Genomic DNA, 17,063 nt, shown 5'->3' with positions numbered 1-17,063 from the left:
ATCACGCTGAAGAGAACCCCATGCTGCCTACACCGGAACAAGTCAGGGACTACATTGCCCAAGGACTGCCCTGCGAACATCTGCAAGTCGAGGGCGATGGCCAGCATTTCTTTGCCACCATCGTCAGCAACGAATTCGAAGGCAAGCGGCTGATCCAGCGCCACCAGCGTGTCTACGCGGCGCTTGGCGACCGCATGCGCGCCGAGATCCATGCGCTGTCGATGAAGACCCTGACCCCTGCGGAGTGGCAGGCGGACGCAGGCAAGTAACGCACCATGCGCCGCGCGCCGGCGCGGCCGCAGAACAATGATGCCGGGCGCATGCCCGGAACAAACCATAGAACATGGACAAATTCCAGATTCACGGCAACGGCCCGCTCAAGGGTGAAATCCGCGTCTCGGGCGCCAAGAATGCCGCCCTGCCGATCCTGTGCGCGGGCCTGCTGACGGCCGATACCGTCGCGCTGGACAACGTGCCGAACCTGCAGGACGTGCGCACCACCCTCAAGCTGCTGCGCCAGATGGGGATGCAGGCCGAGTTCGACGGCGCGCGCGTGACCCTGAACGGCGCCGACGTCAACGTGCTCGAGGCCCCGTACGAGCTGGTCAAGACCATGCGCGCCTCGATCCTGGTGCTGGGACCGCTGGTGGCGCGCTTCGGCGAGGCCCGCGTGTCGCTGCCGGGCGGCTGCGGCATCGGCGCGCGCCCGGTCGACCAGCACATCAAGGGCCTGCAGGCGATGGGCGCCGAGATCACCATCGAGCATGGCTTTATCCATGCCCGCGCCAAGCGCCTGAAGGGCGCGCGCGTGGTCACCGACATGATCACCGTGACCGGCACCGAGAACCTGCTGATGGCGGCGACCCTCGCCGAAGGCGAGACCGTGCTGGAAAACGCCGCGCGCGAGCCCGAGGTGACCGACCTGGCCCAGCTGCTGGTCAAGATGGGCGCGAAGATCGACGGCATCGGCACCGACCGCCTGGTGGTGCACGGCGTCGAGCGCCTGCACGGCGCCAGCCACAGCGTCATCGCCGACCGGATCGAGGCCGGCACCTTCCTGTGCGCGGCCGCCGCGACGCTGGGCGACCTGGTGCTGCGCGGCGTGCAGCCCGAGATCCTCGACACCGTGCTCGACAAGCTGCGCGAAGCCGGCGCGCGCCTCGAGACCGGCGCCGACTGGATCCGCCTGGCGATGCCGCACCGCGCCCGCGCGGTGAGCTTCCGCACCTCCGAATACCCGGCCTTCCCGACCGACATGCAGGCCCAGTTCATGGCCCTGAATGCGGTCGCCGAAGGCACCGCGCGCGTGACCGAGACCATCTTCGAAAACCGCTTCATGCACGTGCAGGAACTGAACCGCCTGGGCGCCGACATCACCGTCGAAGGCAACACCGCGGTGGTCAACGGCGTGCCGCGCCTGTCGGGCGCCAACGTGATGGCGACCGACCTGCGCGCCTCGGCCAGCCTGGTGATCGCCGGCCTGGTGGCCGAGGGCGAAACCGTGATCGACCGCATCTACCACCTGGACCGCGGCTACGACCGCATGGAAGACAAGCTGTCGGCAGTGGGCGCGAAGATCCGCCGCATTGCCTGAGCACCAAGGACTGAAGCACGATGAGCCCCGCTTTCAACGCATCGCCCAACCAGCTGACGCTGGCGCTGTCCAAGGGCCGCATCTTCACCGAGACGCTGCCGCTGCTGGAAGCGGCCGGCATCCGCGTCACCGAGGATCCCGAGGCCTCGCGCAGGCTGATCCTGCCGACTTCCGATCCGGCGGTGCGCGTGGTGATCGTGCGCGCCTCGGACGTGCCGACCTACGTGCAGTACGGCGCGGCCGACTTCGGCGTGGCCGGCAAGGACGTGCTGATGGAAAGCGGCATGGCCGGCCTGTATGCGCCGATCGACCTCAACATCGCGCGCTGCCGCCTGTCGGTGGCGGTGCCGGCCGGCTTTGACTACGCCAAGGCCGTGCGCCAGGGCGCGCGCCTGGCCGTGGCGACCAAGTACGTGCAGACCGCGCGCGAGCATTTTGCGAAAAAGGGCGTTCACGTCGACCTGATCAAGCTGTACGGTTCGATGGAGCTGGGCCCGCTGGTGGGCCTGTCCGATGCCATCGTCGACCTGGTCAGCACCGGCAGCACGCTGCGCGCCAACAATCTGGTGGAAGTGGAAGAGATCGTGCAGATCTCGTCGCGGCTGGTGGTGAACCAGGCCGCGCTCAAACTCAAGCGCGAGCGGCTGGCACCGATCCTCGACGCCTTCGAGCGCGCTTCGGCGGCGCTGGCCTGAGGCCGGGTCGCCGCCTGACAGGAACAGAAGTCATGAACCCAACCGAAATGGAAAGCCTGCCGATCCGCCGGCTCGATTCCAGCGAGCCGGGCTTTGCCGAGGCGCTGCGCCAGGTGCTGGCCTTCGAGGCTGGCGAGGACGAGGCCATCGATCGCGCCGCCGCGCAGATCCTGGCCGACGTGAAGGCGCGCGGCGATGCCGCGGTGCTGGAATACACGCGCCGCTTCGACCGCGTCGAAGCAGCGTCGATGGGCGCGCTCGAGGTCTCGCAGCAGCAGCTCGAAGCCGCGCTCGAAGACCTCGAGCCCAAGCGCCGCGCCGCGCTGGAGGCGGCCGCAGCGCGCGTGCGCGCCTACCACGAGAAGCAGAAGATCGAATGCGGCAGCCACAGCTGGGAATACACCGAGGCCGACGGCACCATGCTGGGCCAGAAGGTGACGCCGCTGGACCGCGTCGGCATCTACGTGCCGGGCGGCAAGGCCGCCTACCCGTCGTCGGTGCTGATGAATGCGATCCCCGCGCGCGTGGCGGGCGTGAAGGAAATCATCATGGTCGTGCCCACGCCCGGCGGCGTACGCAATGAACTGGTGCTGGCCGCGGCGCAGATCGCCGGCGTCGACCGCGTGTTCACCATCGGCGGCGCCCAGGCGGTCGGCGCGCTCGCCTACGGCACCGCGACGCTGCCGCAGGTCGACAAGATCGTCGGCCCCGGCAATGCCTATGTCGCCGCGGCCAAGCGCCGCGTGTTCGGCACCGTCGGCATCGACATGATCGCCGGCCCGTCCGAGATCCTGGTGATCTGCGATGGCGCCACCGATCCCGACTGGGTGGCGATGGACCTGTTCTCGCAGGCCGAGCATGATGAACTGGCGCAGTCGATCCTGCTGTGCCCGGATTCGGACTACATCGCGCGCGTGGAAGCCAGCATCCAGCGCCAGCTCGGCACCATGCCGCGGCGCGAGGTGATTGCCGCGTCGATGTCCGGCCGTGGGGCGCTGATCAAGGTGCGCGACATGGAAGAAGCCTGCGAGATCGCCAACGCGATCGCGCCGGAACACCTGGAGATCTCGGCCGAGAACCCGCGCCAGTGGAGCGAGAAGATCCGCCACGCCGGCGCCATCTTCATGGGCCGCTATACGAGCGAGTCGCTGGGCGACTACTGCGCCGGACCCAACCACGTGCTGCCGACCTCGCGCACCGCGCGCTTCTCGTCGCCGCTGGGCGTCTATGACTTCCAGAAACGCTCGAGCCTGATCGAGGTGAGCGAAGGGGGGGCTCAGATGCTGGGCCAGATCGCCGCCGAACTGGCCTATGGCGAAGGCCTGCAGGCCCACGCCCGCAGCGCGGAATACCGTTTCAAGCGCAGTTGATTTACTGAACCAACGCAGTCAAACCAGGAGTTCCCATGTCAGCCGTAGAGCCCTCCCTGATCGAACGCATCATCCGTGACGACGTGCGCGCCATGGGCGCCTACCACGTGCCGGATTCGCACGGTCTGGTCAAGCTCGACGCAATGGAGAACCCGTACCGCCTGCCGCCCCGGTTGCGCCAGCAACTGGCCGAGCGGCTGGGCGAGGTGGCGCTGAACCGCTACCCGGTGCCGAGCAGCGAAGCGCTGCGCGCCGCGCTCAAGCGCGTGATGCAGGTGCCGGCCGGCATGGAGGTGCTGCTCGGCAACGGCTCGGACGAACTCATCAGCATGCTGGCGCTGGCCGCGGCCAAACCGGGCGCGAAGGTGATGGCACCGGTGCCCGGCTTTGTCATGTACGCGATGTCGGCGCAGTTTGCCGGCCTGCAGTTCGTCGGCGTGCCGCTGCGCGACGATTTCACGCTGGACCGTGCCGCCATGCTGGCGGCGATGGCCGCGCAGCAGCCCGCCATCATTTACCTGGCCTATCCGAACAACCCCACCGGCAACCTGTTCGACGCCGCCGACATGGAGGCCATCATCCGCGCTGCGCAAGGCGAGGTCTGCAACAGCCTGGTGGTGGTCGACGAGGCCTACCAGCCGTTCGCCCAGCACAGCTGGATGCCGCGCCTGACGGACTTCGGCAACCTGCTGGTGATGCGCACCGTATCGAAGCTCGGCCTGGCCGGCATCCGCCTGGGCTACCTGGCCGGCGCGCCGGAATGGCTGGCGCAGCTGGACAAGGTGCGCCCGCCCTATAACGTCAACGTGCTGACCGAGGCCGCGGCGCTGTTCGCGCTCGAGCATGTGGCGGTGCTGGACGAACAGGCCGCGCAACTGCGTGCCGAGCGCACGCGCGTAGCCGACGGCATGGCGGCGCAGCCCGGGGTCACCGTGTTCCCGAGCGCCGCCAATTTCCTGCTGGCGCGCGTGCCGGATGCCGCACAGACCTTCGAGCGCCTGCTGGCGCGGAAGGTATTGATCAAGAACGTGAGTAAAATGCACCCGTTGCTGGCCAATTGTCTGCGCGTCACGGTCAGCACGCCCGAAGAAAACGCGCAGTTCCTTGAGGCATTCGCAGCGTCGCTGCAGGATTAACACCATGCGTGTTGCAGAGGTCACCCGCAATACTTCGGAAACGCAAATCCGCGTTTCCCTCAATCTCGATGGCAGCGGCCGCCAGAAGCTGGCGTCGGGCGTGCCGTTCCTCGACCACATGCTCGACCAGATCGCCCGGCATGGCATGTTCGACCTGGAGGTCGAAGCCACCGGCGACACGCATATCGATGACCACCATACGGTGGAAGACGTGGGCATCACGCTCGGCCAGGCGGTAGCCAGGGCCATCGGCGACAAGAAGGGCATCACCCGCTACGGCCACAGCTACGTGCCGCTGGACGAATGCCTGTCGCGCGTGGTGATCGACTTCTCCGGCCGCCCCGGCCTGGAGTTCCATGTTCCGTTCACGCGTGCGCGCGTGGGCAGTTTCGACGTGGACCTGACCATCGAGTTCTTCCGCGGCTTCGTCAACCATGCCGGCGTCACGCTGCATATCGACAACCTGCGCGGCATCAACGCCCATCACCAGTGCGAGACCGTGTTCAAGGCTTTTGGCCGGGCGCTGCGCATGGCGGTGGAACTGGATCCGCGCGCGGCGAATACGATCCCGTCGACCAAGGGTACGCTCTGAACACCCTGAACCCGTAGGCGTGCCGGCTGGTTGCGGCGCCCGCCCACCTCTCTAGCCAATACGGCCAGCGATGCTGGCAACCGCAACCGATGGATACGCTCAAGTCGTTTATCTCGCTGCTGGCGTTGATCAACCCGATCGGGGCGATCCCGTTCTTCATCAGCCTGACCACGCAGCAGACTGAAGCGGAAAAGCGGCATACCATCAAGATCGCATCGATCTCGGTCGCGATCGTGGTTGCGGTGTCGGCGTTGCTGGGGCAGCAGATCATCGAGTTCTTCAATATCTCGGTGGCCTCGCTGCAGGTGGGCGGCGGACTCATCATGATCATGATGGCCATGAACATGCTGAATGCGCAAACCAGCCGCACCAAGGCCACGCCCGAGGAAGAGGATGAGGCCGAAGCGCGCTCGAGCATCGCGGTGGTGCCGCTGGCATTGCCGCTGCTGACCGGGCCCGGCTCGATCAGCACGGTAATCGTCTATGCCGGCAAGACCCAGCACTGGTACCAGCTGCTGATCCTGGTCGGCATCGGCGTGCTGCTGGGTTCGGTGGTGTACCTGGTGTTCCGCGCGGCGGACCCGATCGCCCGGGTGATCGGGCGTACCGGCATCAATATCGGCACGCGCCTGATGGGCTTGATCCTGTCGGCGCTGGCCGTGGAATTCATCGTGGACGGGCTGAAGACATTGTTGCCTGTTTTGAAATCATGACTACCATAGCAATTGTGGATTACGGCATGGGCAACCTGCGCTCGGTGGCGCAGGCGCTGCGCGCCGCGGCACCGGAAGCCGATGTCCGGGTGGTGGATGCGCCCGAAGGCATTCGCGCGGCGGACCGCGTGGTGCTGCCCGGGCAGGGCGCAATGCCCGACTGCATGTCGGCGCTGGGCGCGTCCGGGCTGGAGCAAGCGGTGGTCGAGGCCGCCGCGAGCAAGCCGATGCTGGGCGTGTGCGTGGGCGAGCAGATGCTGTTCGAATTCAGCACGGAAAGCCGGGCCGGCATGGATCGCACTCCGGCGCTGGCCCTGATGCCCGGCCAGGTGGTGCGGTTTGCGCTGGATGGCATGACGCAGCCCGACGGCTCGCGTTTCAAGGTGCCGCAGATGGGCTGGAACCGGGTGCGCCAGGCCAGGCCGCACCCGCTGTGGAACGGTATCCCGGATGACAGCTGGTTCTATTTCGTCCACAGCTACTATGTGCAGGCGCAGGATCCGGCCCATATTGCCGGCGAAACGGAATACGGAGTCGTGTTTACCAGCGCGGTAGCGCGCGATAATATTTTCGCCACGCAGTTCCACCCCGAGAAAAGCGCGGCCCTGGGCCTGCAGCTGTACCGGAACTTCGTCCACTGGAATCCCTGAAGCGCAGCTTGCCGATTCGCGATTCGCTTGTTTTCGCTTGTTGACCCGATCCTCGACCGCTGACCGACCCGGCACCTGACCTGTTTCCGATTGACTATCGACCCGACCTGACCGGCACGTGCCGGTCTCGCTCAATCTCACTCACTCAACCACCCTCGTCACGCATATGTTGCTCATTCCGGCCATCGACCTGAAGGACGGTCAGTGTGTACGCCTCAAACAAGGCGACATGGACCAGGCCACCGTCTTTTCCGAAGATCCCGCCGCCATGGCACGCCACTGGGTGGAGCAGGGCGCCCGCCGCCTGCACCTGGTGGACCTGAACGGCGCGTTCGTGGGCAAGCCCCGCAACGAGGCGGCCATCAAGTCCATCATCGCCGAGGTCGGCGACGAGATCCCGGTGCAACTGGGCGGCGGCATCCGCGACCTGAACACCATCGAGCGCTGGCTCGACGACGGGCTCTCGTACGTCATCATCGGCACCGCGGCGGTGAAGAACCCCGGGTTCCTGAAGGACGCTTGCTCGGCCTTCGGCGGCCATATCATCGTCGGACTCGATGCCAAGGACGGCAAGGTGGCCACCGACGGCTGGAGCAAGCTGACCGGCCACGAGGTGGCGGACCTGGCGCGCAAGTACGAAGACTACGGCGTCGAGGCCATCATCTACACCGACATCGGCCGCGACGGCATGCTGCAGGGAATCAATATCGATGCCACCGTCAAGCTGGCGCAATCGATGTCGATCCCGGTGATCGCGAGCGGCGGGCTGTCCAACCTGGCCGATATCGACAACCTGTGCGCGGTGGAGGGCGAGGGCGTGGAAGGGGTCATCTGCGGCCGCGCTATCTACTCCGGCGACCTCAACTTTGCCGACGCGCAGGCGCGCGCTGACAAGCTGCGCGACGGGCAATAAGGCAACGGCGCCGTGGGCGCGGCCGCCCGGCCGCTGCCGGCACGGCAGCGGTGGCGGACAAGGAATCTCATGCTAGCCAAACGTATCATCCCCTGCCTGGACGTGACCAACGGGCGGGTGGTCAAGGGCGTCAACTTTGTCGAGCTGCGCGACGCGGGCGATCCCGTGGAAATCGCGCGCCGCTATGACGAGCAGGGCGCCGACGAAATCACATTCCTCGACATCACCGCGACCAGCGACGGGCGTGACCTGATGCTGCATATCATCGAGGACGTCGCCTCGCAGGTGTTCATCCCGCTGACGGTCGGCGGCGGCGTGCGTACCGTCGAAGACGTGCGGCGCCTGCTCAATGCCGGCGCAGACAAGATCAGCGTCAATTCGTCGGCGATCGCCAACCCGCAGCTGGTGTCGGACGCCGCCGCACGCTATGGCTCGCAGTGCATCGTGGTGGCGATCGACGCCAAGCGCAGCTCCGCCCCCGGCGAAGCGCCGCGCTGGGAGGTCTTCACCCACGGCGGGCGCAAGGCGACCGGGCTGGATGCGGTGCAATGGGCACGCGAGATGGCCACGCGTGGCGCCGGCGAGATCTTGCTGACCAGCATGGACCGCGATGGCACCCGCAGCGGCTTCGACCTGGAGCTGACCCGCGCGGTCAGCGACGCGGTACCGGTGCCGGTGATCGCCTCGGGCGGCGTCGGCGGCCTGCAGGACCTGGCCGACGGCATCACCCGGGGCCGCGCCGACGCGGTGCTGGCCGCCAGCATCTTCCACTACGGCCAGCACACCGTGGGCGAAGCCAAGGCATTCATGGCCCGCGAGGGCATACCCGTGCGGATCTGATCATGCCGAAGAAGTGGCTCAACAAAGTGAAATGGGACGACAACGGCCTGGTGCCGGTGATCGTGCAGGAAGTCGGCTCGAACGACGTGCTGATGTTCGCGTTCATGAACCGCGAGGCGCTGCTGCGCACCGTGGAGCTGGGCGAGGCCGTGTTCTGGTCGCGCTCGCGCAAGCGCCTGTGGCACAAGGGCGAGGAATCGGGCCACGTGCAGAAGGTGCACGAGATCCGTCTGGATTGCGATGAAGACGTGGTGCTGCTGAAGGTGACGCAAATCGACAGCATCGCCTGCCATACCGGGCGCCATTCCTGCTTCTTCCAGAAATTCGAGGGCGATGCGGACGCCGGCGACTGGCAGACGGTCGAGCCGGTGCTGAAGGACCCTGCCCAGATCTACACCAAGCCATGAGCGACAACGCACTCAGCAGCAACGATGTCCTGGCGCGCCTGGCCGAGGTGCTGGAATCGCGCAAGCCCGCCAACGGCGGCGACCCGGACAAGTCTTACGTGGCGCGCCTGTTCAGCAAGGGCGACGACGCCATCCTGAAGAAGATCGGCGAGGAAGCCACCGAGACCGTGATGGCCGCCAAGGACGCGCGCGCCGCCGGCGAAAGCGGCCCCGCGGCCGGCAAGGTAGTCTACGAAGTGGCCGACCTGTGGTTCCATAGCATGGTGCTGCTGGCAAACTTCGGCCTGACGCCGGCTGACGTGGTCAACGAGCTGGCGCGGCGCGAGGGGCTGTCCGGCCTGGAAGAAAAGGCCCGGCGCAAGGACTAGCCGGCGCGGGTGCCGGCCGGTTTCCCGCTTGCCGCAAGGCAGGCTTCCAACCGAGGGCGATGATGGCGAACGACTACACCGGGCAGGTCACCACTCCCAGCGGCGAACAGCTGGGCGGCCTGCGCAAGCTGCTGCACATCCTTTACGCGCTGTATGCGATCTTCTGGCTCACCGGCGGCATCACCGCGCTGATCGCCATCGTGATTGACTATGTCAAGCGCGACGACGCCCGCGGATCGCTGTATGCCTCGCACTTCGCCTGGCAGATCCGCTCGTTCTGGTGGTCGGTGGCCTGGGGCGTGCTGGGCGGGGTGCTGTTCGCGACAGTCGTACTGATGCCGCTGGCCTTTGCCGTGTGGGGCGTGCTGTCGCTGTGGATGCTGTATCGTATCGTCAAGGGCTGGCTGTATCTGAACGACAGCAAGCCGATGTACCCGGACCAGCAATTCTGATGTCGGGCCGGCCGATGCCTCAGGCGGTCACCGCGGCCGCGGCCGTCGCAATGAAATTTTCATGAACGCTCAGGATAATTGCATCTTCTGCAAGATCGTGGCCGGCCAGCTGCCGTCGAACAAAGTCTATGAAGACGACGACATGCTGGCTTTCCACGATATCCATCCTAAGGCCCCGGTACACTTGCTGGTCATTCCCAAGGCACATGTCGACTCGCTGGCCGATTGCGGCGCCGGCGAAGGAGAGCTGCTTGCTAGAATGATGCTGAAGGTGCCTGAACTGGCGCGCGCGGCCGGCTGTTCCAACGGCTTCCGGACGGTGATCAACACCGGTCCGGACGGCGGACAGGAGGTCTACCACCTGCACCTGCATGTGCTCGGTGGTCCGCGCCACGCCTGGAAGGGACCGCTGCCCTGACCGGGCGGCCTTGGCAGGGAGTGTCCGCGGCGGCAACGCCCGGGCAGAAGCTGTGCCGGCAACCGTCGCCCGGCGCGGCCATCACGGGACGGAACAACGGGTCCGGGCATCAATGATTGCGCCCGCGGCTGCATCAGGAGCAAGAGATGGGTTCGTTTAGCATTTGGCACTGGCTGATCGTGCTGGTGATCGTCATGCTGGTGTTCGGCACCAAGAAGCTGCGCAATATCGGCCAGGACCTGGGCGGCGCGGTCAAGGGCTTCAAGGACGGCATGAAGGACGGCGAAGACAAGGGCGCCCAGCCGGGTGCGTCCAAGGAACTGCGCGATTCCACCACCATCGACGTCGACGCCAAGGAAAAATCCCGCCAGCAATAAGCCGGCGGTGTGCCTTCCCTTCCACGCAATCCTCGCTGCGCGTGTCGTTGCGCGCCCGCGCTATTCCGCATTTTGTCCGCATGATGTGTCCGCATGATTGATCTCGGCATTTCCAAGCTGGCGCTGATCGGCGCCGTGGCACTGATCGTGATCGGTCCCGAACGGCTGCCCAAGGTCGCGCGCACGGTGGGCGCACTGGTCGGCCGTGCGCAGCGCTACATCAACGACGTCAAGGCCGAAGTCAGCCGCGAGGTCGAACTGGAAGAACTGCGCAAGATGCGCACGGAATTCGAGGACGCCGCGCGCGATGTCGAGCGCACTATCCACAAGGAAGTCAGCGAGCAGACCCAGGCGCTCAACGAAGCGCTCGGCGGCGCCGAGGCCAGCGGCGGCACCAGCGGCCTCAGCGGCAGCGATGCCGGCGCCGGTTTCGTGCCCAGCTGGGACGCGGCGCACAAGGCGCACAACGGGCGCAAGAGCTGGCGCGTCAAGCAGGGCGCGCGTCCGCTGTGGTTCAAGCGCCAGCACAATGTCCGCGTCTGGGTGCAGTCAGGCGCGGCGCGCGTCAAGCGCCACCGGCCGGCAAGCCGGCCCTCCCGTTCCTTCTTCGAATAAGCATGGCGCGCGGCGAACTCCTGCCGGCCGTCGTGGCCGCTGTCGTTGTGTCCGCCTTCCCACGCCGCCACGTTGCGGTTTCATCGATCCACTTGCCAGCCCTCGCGGCTGAGCGGTTCACGCCATGAGCGACACCCGGTCCTCCGATCCCCAAGACCCGCAAGACGAGTCGCAGCAGGAAACCTTCATCTCACACCTGGTCGAGTTGCGCCAGCGACTAGTCAAGGCCGTGGCCGGCATCATCCTGGTGTTTGTCTCGCTGGTCTACTGGGCGCCGGTCATCTTCAATCTGTTTTCCGCGCCGCTGATGGAATCGCTGCCCAAGGGCGGCAAGATGATCGTCACCGACGTGACGGGCTCGTTCTTCGTGCCGATGAAGGTCACCTTGCTGGTGGCGTTCCTGATCGCGCTGCCATGGGTGCTCTACCAGGTCTGGCAGTTTGTCGCCCCGGGCCTGTACCAGCATGAGAAGCGCCTGATCCTGCCGCTGGTATCGAGCAGTTATTTCCTGTTCCTGTGCGGCGTGGCCTTTGCGTATTTTCTGGTGTTTCCCACGGTGTTCCATTTCATGGCGCACTACAACGCGCCCCTGGGGGCGGAGATGTCCACCGACATCGACAAATACCTCAGCTTCGCCATGACCACCTTCCTCGCCTTCGGCATTACCTTCGAAGTGCCGGTGGTGGTGATCGTGCTGGTGCGGTTTGGCGTGGTGGAACTGGAAAAGCTCAAGCAGATCCGCCCCTATGTGATCGTCGGGGCCTTCATCATTGCCGCCATCGTCACGCCGCCGGACGTGCTGTCGCAACTGCTGCTCGCCGTCCCACTCGTAGCCCTTTACGAACTTGGCCTGATCCTGGCCCGCTTTGTCGGGCGCCCGGTAGCCGAACAGGCCACTTCCGCAGAAACGCAGCCCGACGAATCGCACTGAGGCAGCTTTTTTCGCAACCCGCAGCGCTGTTTGCACCAAATTGGGGATTTTTGTCGGCATTCCTGTTGCTCCCCGACAACAAAAACCGCCGGTAAGCATGGTTTACGCCGAAAAAGCCTTCTGAGGGCCGGGGGGGCTGGCACATAATACGCAGCAGACGTGAATGTAAATGCGTCGCCCAAGCACTTGGGCAACCAAGATTTCCCAATCAGTTGACAAGGAAAGTGTCGATATGAAGATGAAACTGTTTGCTGCTGCCGTCGCCGCTCTGGCCGCTGGTGGCGCGTATGCCCAGTCGAGCGTGACCCTGTACGGCGTGGCTGACGTCGGCCTCGAATACGTCAGCAAGGCCAACGCTGCCGGCGACGATCTGTTCCGCATGTCGTCGGGTAACCAGTCCGGTTCGCGCTGGGGCCTGCGTGGCGTGGAAGACCTGGGTGGCGGTCTGAAGGGCGTGTTCGTCCTGGAAAGCGGTTTCGACCTGGATGACGGTCGTTCGGCCCAAGGTGGTCGTCTGTTCGGTCGTCAAGCCTACGTCGGTCTGCAAAGCAACTACGGTTCGCTGCTGCTGGGCCGTCAACAGACCGCCTTCTACGACTTCGGCCTGATCTATGATCCGATGGCCATCTCGTCGCGCTACGGTATCCTGGCTCAGGACGCCGCCTTCGCTTCGCGCGCTGACAACACCGTCAAGTACATCGGCAAGTTCGGTGGCCTGACCGCTTCGGCCTTCTACAGCTTCAACAGCAACGGCCAGGAAGTCGCCGGCGCCTTCCGCCGCGGCCAAGAGTACGGCGCCATGCTGAACTACGCAGCTGGCCCGTTCTCGGTTGGTGCTGCTTATGACGAAGTCCACGGCTCGACCGTCGGCCCCGTCGCTGCTCCCGTCGACGCAAGCGGTCAGCGTATCCGCCGCGCCACCGTTGGTGCCAACTACGCCTTCGGCCCGGCCAAGGTCTACGCTGGCTATCGTTGGGCCAAGGCTGCCGACGGCGCAAGCCTGCCGGGCCAGATCGCCACTGCCGAGAACCCGCTTGCCGTCAACGGTACCTCCAACCTGTACTGGCTGGGTCTGGGTTACCAGCTGACCCCGGCGTTCTCGCTGTCGGGCGCTGCGTACTACCAAGACTTCCGCAAGTCGGACGCCGATCCGTGGCAATTCGTCGTGACCGCCGACTACGCGCTGTCGAAGCGTACCGACGTGTACACCTCGCTGTCGTACGCTCTGAACGACAACGGCTCGCTGCTGGGCGTGAACGGCTTCAACACCGTGCAGTCGGGCAAGGACCAGTTCGGTGCTGTGGTTGGTCTGCGCCACAAGTTCTAATCTGACGCGGGCCTCCGCCCGCTGAAGATTGACTGGAAGAACGCCGGCATCCGCAAGGATGCCGGCGTTTTCTTTTGCGCAATCCCCTTGCGCTGCGTCCCCCTTGCAGTCAGACCGCGCAACTTTCGCTAAGGGCAGTATCCGTTGGCATTTGCCTCTTCGAGCCACGCGGACAGTGGCCGCCAGGCATGGCGCGCTGACGGATCCATTTGGAGGGGTTGCGATTGCCTGGACAACTGGCATTGCGAGGCAAGACGCTGTGGCGCTGCCGAATCAGGACGCAGGCCAACCGGTCTTGCCGCTACTCCCAGTCCCGCAATCGATGCGGGCACAAAAAAACCCGCCATCGCTGGCGGGTTTGCTGACTGCGGTACTGGGCAAGGCCCGGCTTACTCTTCCTCTTCGAACGGCAGCGAGCGGCGCGGCGGCGGGGGCCGCTTGCCGATGGTGACCGTCAGGTCCGTCGGCTTGCCGCGGCGAATCACCGTCATCTTGATGTCCACGCCGGGCTTGAGCTGGGCAATGGCATTGAGGAGCGCCGTGGTGTCCGTGATCGACAAGCCATCCACCTTGGTCAGCACATCGCCGGGCCGCACCCCCGCCTTGTCGGCCGGACCGCCCTGGACCACGGCGGCGATCAGCGCGCCTTCCTTGGCATCGAGCCCGAACGACTCGGCAATCTCCGGCGTCATGTCCTGCGGCTCGACGCCGATCCAGCCGCGCGTCACGCTGCCGGTCGAGATGATCGACTCCATCACCTGCTTGGCCGTCGATACCGGAATGGCGAAGCCGATGCCCAGCGAGCCGCCCGAGCGCGAATAGATCGCCGTATTGATGCCGAGCAGGTTGCCCTGCGCATCCACCAGCGCGCCGCCCGAGTTGCCGGGGTTGATCGCGGCATCGGTCTGGATGAAGTTCTCGAAGGTGTTGATGCCCAGGTGGCTGCGGCCGAGCGCGGACACGATGCCCATCGTTACGGTCTGGCCCACGCCGAAGGGGTTGCCGATGGCCAGCACCACATCGCCCACCTTCACGTTCTCGAGCCGGCCGAGCGTGATTGCCGGCAGGTCCTTGAGCGTCACCTTCAGCACGGCCAGGTCGGTTTCCGGGTCGGAGCCTACCACCTTGGCATTGGCCTTGCGGCCGTCGGTCAGCGCGATCTCGATCTCGTCGGCGCCGTCGACCACGTGGTGGTTGGTTAGAATGTAACCCTCGGCGCTGACGATGACGCCCGACCCCAGGCTGGAGACCGGCTCCTGCCGCTCGGGCAGGCGGTCGCCGAAGAAAAAGCGGAACCACGGATCCTCGGCCTGCGGATTGGGCGAGCGCTTGTTGCCGTTCTTGCTGGTAAAGATATTGACCACCGCCGGCATGGCCAGCTGGGCGGCCTCGCTGTATGACCCTTCGGCCGCAGGACCGGACACGTTGGGCACCACCTCCTTGAGCGCCACGATGGGCGAGCCGGATTGGACCGCGACGCGCCCCCTCTGCAGCCATTCAGGCTTGAGCGTTGCCACGACGAACCAGACCGCCAGCACGACGGTGACAGCCTGGGCAAAGAACAGCCAAAAGCGCCGCAACATATTGGAGTTTTGAGCAGAAAATGAAAACAAAAGAGCTTGAATTGTACTTGAACGACCTGTTGGAAGTTTCCCGCTACAAGGACTATTGTCCCAATGGGCTGCAAGTGCAAGGTCGCTCGGAGATCACACATGTGGTGACCGGGGTGACGGCAAGCCTGGCGCTGGTCGATGCCGCGGTCGAGGCGGGCGCCGACGCCATCCTCGTGCATCACGGCTATTTCTGGAAAAACGAGGATGCGCGCGTGGTGGGGCAGAAGCATGCGCGCCTGAAGCGCCTGCTCGGGGCCGATATCAATTTGTTCGCCTACCACCTGCCCCTGGATAATCACCCGGAATTCGGCAACAACGCGCAACTTGGCCTGCAGCTAGGTTTCACTCCCACCGGCCGCTTCAGCGACGATCAGCTGTGCTGGACCGGCACGCTGCCCGCGCCGATGCCGCTTGCCGCGCTGGCTGCGCATGTCGGCGGCGTGCTCGGGCGGGAACCGCTGGCGATCGGCGCGCCGGAGCAGATGATCCGCACCGTTGGCTGGTGCACGGGCGGGGCGCAGGGGTATTTCGATGCCGCAGTGGCCGCCGGCGTCGACGCCTATCTGAGCGGCGAAGTTTCGGAGCAGACCACGCACCTGGCGCGCGAGAGCGGCGTGGCCTATCTGGCGGCGGGCCATCATGCGACCGAGCGCTATGGCATTCGGTCGCTGGGCGCGCATGTAGCCGAACGCTTTGGCCTGCGCCATACCTTTATTGATATTCCGAATCCGGTCTGATCTGACGAAAAACAAAACGGCCCCAGCGGGGCCGTTTTATCGTTCGGGACTCGAAATCAGCGGACCTTCAGGCTGTCCCGGATTTCACGCAGCAGCGCCACTTCCTCGGGCGGGGCAGCGGGAGGCGGCGCCGGTTCTTCGGCGCGCATCCGGTTGAAGGCGCGCACCATCAGAAAGATGATGAAGGCCAGGATGACGAAGTTGACGACGATGGTCAGGAAATTGCCATAGGCAAACACCGGTACGCCGGCCTTCTTCAGGGCATCGAGCGTCAGCGGTGTCCCGGGAGGGGGATCCGACAGAACAATGAACAGGCTGGAGAAATCCAGCTTGCCCACAACACGGCCCACCAACGGCATGATCAGGTCGTTGACCACCGAATCCACGATCTTGCCGAACGCCGCGCCAATGATCACACCGACAGCCAGGTCGATGACGTTGCCGCGTACGGCGAAGGTTCTGAATTCCGAGATCATGCCCATGGGGGGTTCTCCTTCTTGTGGCAATGGGTGAACGCTTTCAAGCTGGAAGCCTGCCGCATCACTCACCGGAAATCAAGCGTGCAGGCGGATTTCCGGGATGCATGTCCGATAATCGCGCGAGCTCGTGGCATTTTCTGCCTATCTAGTGCGCAGGTGTCTAAGGTACACTTTATGGTTGACGCAAAATCTAAATTGACTTCCCCTGGGGTTTGGAATGAGTGACCAGCAAGACGTGAAGAGCGTGGATAAAGGTCGCCGCAATTGGTTGATCGCGACATCCGTCGCTGGCGGCGTCGGAGGCGTGGCGGTAGCGGTTCCTTTCGTCAGTACCTTTGCACCATCGGAGAAGGCCAAGGCCGCGGGTGCCCCAGTTGAGGCGGATATCGGCGCCCTGAAGCCGGGCGAGATGATGACCGTCGAGTGGCGCGGCAAACCGGTCTGGATCATGCGGCGCACGGAGGAGCAACTGGCGTCGCTGAAGAAGACGGGCGGCGAAGTGGCCGATCCCAATTCCGATATCCCTTTCACCATGCAGACGCCCGAGTACTGCAAGAACGAAACCCGTTCGCGTCCCGAGCACAAGGACGTGCTGGTGGTAGTGGGTATTTGTTCCCATCTCGGCTGTTCCCCGTCGGGCCCCTTCGCACCCGGTGCCAATCCTCAGCTCGGCACTGATCCCGGTTTCCTCTGCCCCTGCCACGGATCGACCTTCGATCTGGCCGGGCGCGTCTTCAAGAACAAGCCGGCTCCGCAGAATCTCGATGTTCCCCCCTACCAGTTCCTGTCCGAAAGCAAGATCGTGATCGGCAAGGACGAGAAAGGAGAAGCCTGAT

The 17,063-nt window shown here is 65.0% G+C and carries 22 protein-coding genes; 20 read left to right on the top strand and 2 right to left on the bottom strand.

Annotated elements, in window-relative coordinates; translation table 11 throughout:
* The first annotated feature begins 20 nt into the window (after positions 1-20).
* From CBM2586_RS15010 to CBM2586_RS14925, 18 genes are all read left to right on the top strand, one after another.
* Positions 21-269 carry a BolA family protein gene (locus tag CBM2586_RS15010; protein WP_018004929.1) on the top strand — a complete coding sequence of 83 codons (249 nt, stop codon included), beginning with the start codon at positions 21-23 and terminating at the stop codon, positions 267-269.
* A gap of 74 nt (positions 270-343) precedes the next feature.
* Positions 344-1,594, top strand: coding sequence for a UDP-N-acetylglucosamine 1-carboxyvinyltransferase (gene murA, locus CBM2586_RS15005; RefSeq protein WP_115660971.1), 1,251 nt, complete (start codon positions 344-346; stop codon positions 1,592-1,594).
* A 20-nt stretch (positions 1,595-1,614) separates the two neighbouring features.
* A complete protein-coding gene (gene hisG / locus CBM2586_RS15000) occupies positions 1,615-2,289 on the top strand; it encodes an ATP phosphoribosyltransferase (RefSeq protein WP_115688265.1) in 675 nt (224 codons plus the stop codon).
* 32 nt (positions 2,290-2,321) lie between these two features.
* Positions 2,322-3,659, top strand: coding sequence for a histidinol dehydrogenase (gene hisD, locus CBM2586_RS14995; protein ID WP_115660973.1), 1,338 nt, complete (start codon positions 2,322-2,324; stop codon positions 3,657-3,659).
* A 35-nt stretch (positions 3,660-3,694) separates the two neighbouring features.
* Positions 3,695-4,795: a histidinol-phosphate transaminase gene (gene hisC, locus CBM2586_RS14990; RefSeq protein WP_115688263.1), complete on the top strand. Its 1,101-nt coding sequence runs from the start codon at positions 3,695-3,697 to the stop codon at positions 4,793-4,795.
* Between the two features lie 4 nt (positions 4,796-4,799).
* Entirely contained in the window at positions 4,800-5,387 is a 588-nt protein-coding gene (gene hisB / locus CBM2586_RS14985; protein ID WP_010812330.1) for an imidazoleglycerol-phosphate dehydratase HisB, read from the top strand.
* 89 nt (positions 5,388-5,476) lie between these two features.
* The gene (locus tag CBM2586_RS14980; RefSeq protein WP_115660975.1) at positions 5,477-6,100 is read left to right on the top strand and encodes a YchE family NAAT transporter; all 624 of its coding nucleotides are present in this window, start codon (positions 5,477-5,479) and stop codon (positions 6,098-6,100) included.
* Positions 6,097-6,750, top strand: a complete 654-nt coding sequence (gene hisH, locus CBM2586_RS14975; RefSeq protein WP_172587079.1) for an imidazole glycerol phosphate synthase subunit HisH — start codon at positions 6,097-6,099, stop codon at positions 6,748-6,750. Before CBM2586_RS14980 ends, hisH begins: the two co-directional genes overlap by 4 nt.
* A gap of 166 nt (positions 6,751-6,916) precedes the next feature.
* On the top strand, positions 6,917-7,663 hold the full coding sequence (hisA, locus tag CBM2586_RS14970) for a 1-(5-phosphoribosyl)-5-[(5-phosphoribosylamino)methylideneamino]imidazole-4-carboxamide isomerase (protein ID WP_012354087.1): 747 nt from the start codon (positions 6,917-6,919) through the stop codon (positions 7,661-7,663).
* A gap of 69 nt (positions 7,664-7,732) precedes the next feature.
* Entirely contained in the window at positions 7,733-8,503 is a 771-nt protein-coding gene (gene hisF, locus CBM2586_RS14965; protein ID WP_115660977.1) for an imidazole glycerol phosphate synthase subunit HisF, read from the top strand.
* A gap of 2 nt (positions 8,504-8,505) precedes the next feature.
* Positions 8,506-8,910, top strand: coding sequence for a phosphoribosyl-AMP cyclohydrolase (gene hisI, locus CBM2586_RS14960; RefSeq protein WP_092317504.1), 405 nt, complete (start codon positions 8,506-8,508; stop codon positions 8,908-8,910).
* Complete coding sequence (locus CBM2586_RS14955) at positions 8,907-9,278, top strand: phosphoribosyl-ATP diphosphatase (protein WP_115660978.1); 372 nt, start codon at positions 8,907-8,909, stop codon at positions 9,276-9,278. Before hisI ends, CBM2586_RS14955 begins: the two co-directional genes overlap by 4 nt.
* A gap of 59 nt (positions 9,279-9,337) precedes the next feature.
* The gene (locus CBM2586_RS14950; RefSeq protein WP_115688259.1) at positions 9,338-9,730 is read left to right on the top strand and encodes a DUF4870 family protein; all 393 of its coding nucleotides are present in this window, start codon (positions 9,338-9,340) and stop codon (positions 9,728-9,730) included.
* Positions 9,731-9,791: 61 nt separating this feature from the next.
* On the top strand, positions 9,792-10,148 hold the full coding sequence (locus CBM2586_RS14945) for a histidine triad nucleotide-binding protein (RefSeq protein ID WP_115688257.1): 357 nt from the start codon (positions 9,792-9,794) through the stop codon (positions 10,146-10,148).
* A 146-nt stretch (positions 10,149-10,294) separates the two neighbouring features.
* Positions 10,295-10,525, top strand: coding sequence for a Sec-independent protein translocase subunit TatA (tatA, locus tag CBM2586_RS14940; RefSeq protein ID WP_018004941.1), 231 nt, complete (start codon positions 10,295-10,297; stop codon positions 10,523-10,525).
* 93 nt (positions 10,526-10,618) lie between these two features.
* On the top strand, positions 10,619-11,140 hold the full coding sequence (tatB, locus tag CBM2586_RS14935; RefSeq protein ID WP_115660980.1) for a Sec-independent protein translocase protein TatB: 522 nt from the start codon (positions 10,619-10,621) through the stop codon (positions 11,138-11,140).
* A 124-nt stretch (positions 11,141-11,264) separates the two neighbouring features.
* Positions 11,265-12,071 (top strand): twin-arginine translocase subunit TatC, encoded by an 807-nt coding sequence (tatC, locus tag CBM2586_RS14930; protein ID WP_115660981.1) that lies wholly within the window; start codon positions 11,265-11,267, stop codon positions 12,069-12,071.
* Positions 12,072-12,303: 232 nt separating this feature from the next.
* Positions 12,304-13,398, top strand: coding sequence for a porin (locus tag CBM2586_RS14925; RefSeq protein WP_115660982.1), 1,095 nt, complete (start codon positions 12,304-12,306; stop codon positions 13,396-13,398).
* Positions 13,399-13,787: 389 nt separating this feature from the next.
* Here CBM2586_RS14925 and CBM2586_RS14920 read toward each other — a convergent pair whose 3' ends face one another.
* A complete protein-coding gene (locus tag CBM2586_RS14920) occupies positions 13,788-14,981 on the bottom strand; it encodes a Do family serine endopeptidase (protein WP_018004945.1) in 1,194 nt (397 codons plus the stop codon).
* 20 nt (positions 14,982-15,001) lie between these two features.
* Between CBM2586_RS14920 and CBM2586_RS14915 the strand changes: the two genes are divergently transcribed.
* The gene (locus CBM2586_RS14915; RefSeq protein WP_115688255.1) at positions 15,002-15,748 is read left to right on the top strand and encodes a Nif3-like dinuclear metal center hexameric protein; all 747 of its coding nucleotides are present in this window, start codon (positions 15,002-15,004) and stop codon (positions 15,746-15,748) included.
* A 56-nt stretch (positions 15,749-15,804) separates the two neighbouring features.
* Here the strand turns inward: CBM2586_RS14915 and mscL are convergent, their stop codons facing one another.
* Positions 15,805-16,230, bottom strand: coding sequence for a large conductance mechanosensitive channel protein MscL (mscL, locus tag CBM2586_RS14910; RefSeq protein ID WP_115660984.1), 426 nt, complete (start codon positions 16,228-16,230; stop codon positions 15,805-15,807).
* Positions 16,231-16,444: 214 nt separating this feature from the next.
* Here mscL and petA point away from each other — a divergent pair, with 214 nt between their 5' ends.
* Positions 16,445-17,062 (top strand): ubiquinol-cytochrome c reductase iron-sulfur subunit, encoded by a 618-nt coding sequence (gene petA / locus CBM2586_RS14905; RefSeq protein ID WP_115688253.1) that lies wholly within the window; start codon positions 16,445-16,447, stop codon positions 17,060-17,062.
* Position 17,063 lies beyond the last annotated feature (1 nt).

It is taken from the genome of Cupriavidus taiwanensis (genome assembly GCF_900250115.1).
Taxonomy (GTDB): domain Bacteria; phylum Pseudomonadota; class Gammaproteobacteria; order Burkholderiales; family Burkholderiaceae; genus Cupriavidus; species Cupriavidus taiwanensis_B.
Note: the sequence above shows the minus strand (reverse complement) of the source record. Positions and strands in the feature narration are given on the sequence as shown.